Annotated in this window: 4 protein-coding genes; 3 read left to right on the top strand and 1 reads right to left on the bottom strand. The window is 39.0% G+C overall.

Features of this window, described 5'->3' with window-relative positions:
* Positions 1-181, top strand: a 181-nt coding sequence (locus OGM63_RS26750) for a hypothetical protein (RefSeq protein WP_263748753.1), incomplete at its 5' end; no start/stop codon positions are given.
* Positions 182-550: 369 nt separating this feature from the next.
* Here the strand turns inward: OGM63_RS26750 and OGM63_RS26755 are convergent.
* Positions 551-1,360 carry a Nif3-like dinuclear metal center hexameric protein gene (locus OGM63_RS26755; RefSeq protein WP_263748755.1) on the bottom strand — a complete coding sequence of 270 codons (810 nt, stop codon included), beginning with the start codon at positions 1,358-1,360 and terminating at the stop codon, positions 551-553.
* A 257-nt stretch (positions 1,361-1,617) separates the two neighbouring features.
* Here OGM63_RS26755 and OGM63_RS26760 point away from each other — a divergent pair, with 257 nt between their 5' ends.
* A complete protein-coding gene (locus tag OGM63_RS26760) occupies positions 1,618-2,949 on the top strand; it encodes a P-loop NTPase family protein (RefSeq protein ID WP_263748756.1) in 1,332 nt (443 codons plus the stop codon).
* Positions 2,950-3,195: 246 nt separating this feature from the next.
* On the top strand, positions 3,196-4,567 hold a 1,372-nt coding region (locus OGM63_RS26765), incomplete at its 3' end, for a tetratricopeptide repeat protein (protein ID WP_263748757.1).

Consider the following 4,567-nt stretch of genomic DNA (forward strand, 5'->3'; position numbering starts at 1 on the left):
GGGACTAGGGGGAGTAGGGGGACTAGGGGAAAGATTTTCCTTTGTCTTCTTGTGTCAGCTTAGTTTGTATTGTGTGGGAAATTTCATTAATAAACTTGAGGACGATGCCTCTCGTTTAATTTTACCTGCCTTAACTGCTTCATCTAGTGTTGCCAAGGCTGCCAAATCCTTTGCATCATAGCTTTTAGTAGCCAAAACTTGATGAAGTAGACCTTCGGATTCAACACTAAGACATCCAGTTTGGAAAGCAGATTCAATCAGTGCGCGAATCATTTTAATTAAGGCATAGTTAGCAATGTATTAAATATAGTTTGCAACATTTCCCTCGCCTGCTCATTGATATTAAACAGTAGTCAAGAGTGATTGTAGTTAGAAAAATAGTGTGACTAAAATCACATTAGCTAAAATATATAGATTTATTGTAACACCTCTCAATCAAGCTCAAACATCGAAAATTATCGTTTTTATTCAATAATAATACTAATTAAGTCAGTTTTAAATCATACATGTTGGGAGAGAATAAACTACAGAGAAAGTAAAAATGGATACTTTAATAAATATTTACATTTGAGGAAAGGAAAAACTGACGGAAATCTTCATCCTTTTGACTCAACTGCACCCAGTCGAGGTTTAAAGCTTGGAATTTTTGCACCAAGCGATCGCACGCGGGGCGTTCGGTAGCGTAATGCCCAGCATCAATTAAAATAAGATTGCGATCGCGGCTTTCTTGAAATTGATGAAACTTACAGTCAGAAGTCAGATAAGCTTGGGCACCAATTTTGACCACAGCTGAGATATAACTTGCTCCGGAACCCCCTAAAACAGCAACTCGCGAAATTTTCTGCTGTAAATCAGAAGTTGGAGAAAAAAGAAGCTTTGGCGGAGCGAGTCGGGTTTGAATTGTCGCCAGTAAATCCTGTAAACTCAGAGATGGATTTAAAACACCAACGCGCCCATATCCTAAATTAGCTTGTGTGGGTACTATGGGAGTGACTTGTTGAAGTTGTAAAATTTGAGCTAAAACGTCAGCAGTGCCATCATCAACTTGGTCAAAGTTCGTGTGAGCGCTGTAAATGCCGATATTGTGGGTAAAAGCTAACCGCGTCATTTCGGCGATCGCTTCCCCAGTGCGTAAAGACTTTAGCGGATTAAAAATCAGCGGATGGTGAGCAAAAATGAGATTAGCACTCGTTGCGATCGCTTCTTCCATCACTGCTAAAGTAGGTGTTAAACAAACCAACATCCGTGCGCTTTTTTGCAAAACTCCCGGTTCAACTTGCCACCCGCAATTATCCCAGCTTTCGCACCAAGCAGGATTTGCCCATTCTTCAAACCAAGTAATTAAATCAGCGATTTTCATAAAGTAGGGGTGGGGGGTTTCCCCGTCCGTCGGCTAAACCGTAATTTGTCAATCGTGCCCTACTCTGAGCAATAATATCATGACAGGTTTATTACATATGATGTAGAGACGTAGCAATGCTACGTCTCTACAAGGATTTCGGATTTTTTTATTAATGTCAATTAAACGGACATAGTATAACACACCTGACAATTTAATTTTCTAGCTGTCTTTGTAAGTTTGCGATAATATGGCGCTAACCTGATAAATTTAGATTTATGACCCAGGATTTTGCCTTTTTAAAGCGGATATACAATGCTTTTGACCCATTTCGACCCTTACCCGCAGGAGATCCCGCTTATGTTGATTGTACAGAAGTGCGGGGAGATGGTGACATATTAGTAGAAGTAGGTAAAGAGATTTTGCTTTCAGACAGAATGACCTCTCAACTATATGCAGGTCATCGTGGTGCGGGAAAATCTACAGAATTACTGCGTCTTCAGCAATTTTTAAATGAGCAAGGTTGCTTTGTTGTTTATTTTCCTGCCGATGAAGAAGATATTGATCCAGAAGATGCTCAATATACTGATATTCTTTTAGCTTGTACCCGTCACTTATTAGAAAGATTAAAAGATAGCGCTTCTCCAGCTAGTTTGTTGAACTGGTTAAACGAGCGTTGGCAAGATTTAAAAGATTTGGCATTAACTCAAGTCTCTTTTGAAAAATTAACTATCGAAGCGAAAATTTCCCAATTCGCAAAATTAACAGCAAATCTGCGAACAGAACCTAGTCAACGCCAAAAAATTCGGGAGCGTGTCAATCCCCATACAATTACTTTGATTGCAGCATTAAATGAGTTTATTCAAGATGCTAAAAAGAACTTACCTTCAGGATATTCTCAACTTGTATTAATTGCTGATAACTTAGACCGGATTGTACCTATACCTCAAGAAGATGGACGCACCAATCACGACCAAATTTTTCTCGACCGTAGCGAACAACTCCAAGCTTTAGATTGCCATTTGATTTATACAGTACCCATTTCTTTGCTGTATTCTAATCGCGCCGCAGACCTAGCTAATATTTATGGTAATACTCAAGTATTGCCGATGATTATGGTGCAAACGCCTGATAATCAACTTTATGAACGCGGTATTAATAAAGTTATAGAAATACTGCAAAAACGTCTGAGTTTGATAGACTCTAGTTTATCTGTGGTAAATATGTTTGAGCAGCGGGAAGCTTTAGAAGGACTATGCCTCATGAGTGGAGGTCATGTGCGAAATTTATTATTATTAATGAAGGAGGCAATTAAATACACAAACACCCTACCCATTACTATCAGAGCCGTACAGCGCTCAATCAGCGAGTTGCGAAATACTTATCGAAATACAGTTTTTGCTAATGAATGGGACGCACTGGCAACTGTGTATCATTCTAAAAAAATAGAAAACGATCCACTGTATCGGGGTTTATTATTTAATCGCTGTATTTTAGAATATCGTTATTTAAATAAGCAAGAAGAAAGTGAAGTTTGGTATGATATTCATCCTCTGATTAAAGGAATTCAAGAATTTCAAGATGCTTTTAATCGACTGTATCCAGCATAGCTAAAATGCAACACCCTAGAAGGGTGTCGCTACACGAACAAAGCCCACCTCCGTGGGCTGTAATCCTAATTCGATATAAAGATGCATATAATTAGCCTGGGTCGGCAGGCTTTGTATTGATAGCCCCAGGCTAAAGCGCCTGTTCGCCTTGGTGCGCTCGGCGCAGGGCGATAATGTTCAGCCTCACATAGAATTGGTATAAGGTATTGATTAACGGTTAATGTTGGGCATTACACGGCTAAGATTATGACCCTAGAACTAACTGATTGGGATCAGGATTTACCATCACAAAAAGATGAAGAATATCAAGCCTTAGTCCGTACTCTTAATTTTACAGAAGGATTTGGCTTATTATTTGTGCGTTGTTCTCCGGCTGGGGGTGAGCAGTTAATTACTAATGTAAAAGAAGATATTCCTAAGAAAAATATCGAAGTTATCCGGCTGGAGCAAGCCGTCACTAATTTATATGAAAAAATTGATAAATTAAATAATCAAAAAAAGATAAATATTTTATTTATTACAGGAATAGAGCATTCATTTTATGAATATGAAGAATGCAAAAGCTTAACAGGTTGGAATAGCATAGATAGATATTCATATAGTTGGAAGGGTGTACCACCTGTTTTAATTAACCTTAATCAACAGCGAGAACGGTTTAAAGATAACTTTAATATCTGTTTTGTATTTTTGCTACCGATATTTGCTATTAAATATTTTATTCAACGTGCCCCAGATTTTTTTGATTGGCGTTCTGGGTTATTTGAATTTCCTATAGATTCAGAAACTTTAGCACAAGAGTCATCACGCATTATTCAAGATGGAAATTATGAAAAATATCTCAAATTAACACCAGAAGAAAGAACTCAAGCAATATTAGCAATTCAACAATTAATAGCAGAAGACAATCAAACACCTGAACCACAATCTGATTTACTATTGAACCTGGGAAATTTGCAGTTTGCTGGACAAGATTACAAAGATGCGATCGCTTCCTACGACAAAGCTTTGGAATTTAAACCTGATTACGACACAGCTTGGTACAACCGGGGGATTGCGTTAAGGAATTTAGGACGCTTAGAAGAAGCGATCGCTTCCTACGACAAAGCTTTGGAATTTAAACCTGATAAGGACGAAGCTTGGTACAACCGGGGGATTGCGTTAGATAATTTAGGACGCTTAGAAGAAGCGATCGCTTCCTACGACAAAGCTTTGGAATTTAAACCTGATTACCACACAGCTTGGAACAACCGGGGGAATGCGTTAGATAATTTAGGACGCTATGAAGATGCGATCGCTTCCTACGACAAAGCTTTGGAATTTAAACCTGATGACGACACAGCTTGGTACAACCGGGGGATTGCGTTAGGGAATTTAGGACGCTATGAAGATGCGATCGCTTCCTACGACAAAGCTTTGGAATTTAAACCTGATGACGACACAGCTTGGAACAACCGGGGGTTTGCGTTAGATAATTTAGGACGCTATGAAGATGCGATCGCTTCCTACGACAAAGCTTTGGAATTTAAACCTGATAAGGACGAAGCTTGGAACAACCGGGGGATTGCGTTAAGGAATTTAGGACGCTTAGAAGAAGCGATCGCTTCCTACGACAAAGCTT

The organism is Plectonema radiosum NIES-515 (assembly GCF_025753815.1).
GTDB lineage: Bacteria > Cyanobacteriota > Cyanobacteriia > Cyanobacteriales > Nostocaceae > Hassallia > Hassallia radiosum_A.

Bases quoted from the DNA above. Each gene is read 5' to 3' on its own strand.
- OGM63_RS26755 (WP_263748755.1), bottom strand. From the start codon at position 1,360: ATGAAAATCGCTGATTTAATTACTTGGTTTGAAGAATGGGCAAATCCT.
- OGM63_RS26760 (WP_263748756.1), top strand. From the start codon at position 1,618: ATGACCCAGGATTTTGCCTTTTTAAAGCGGATATACAATGCTTTTGAC.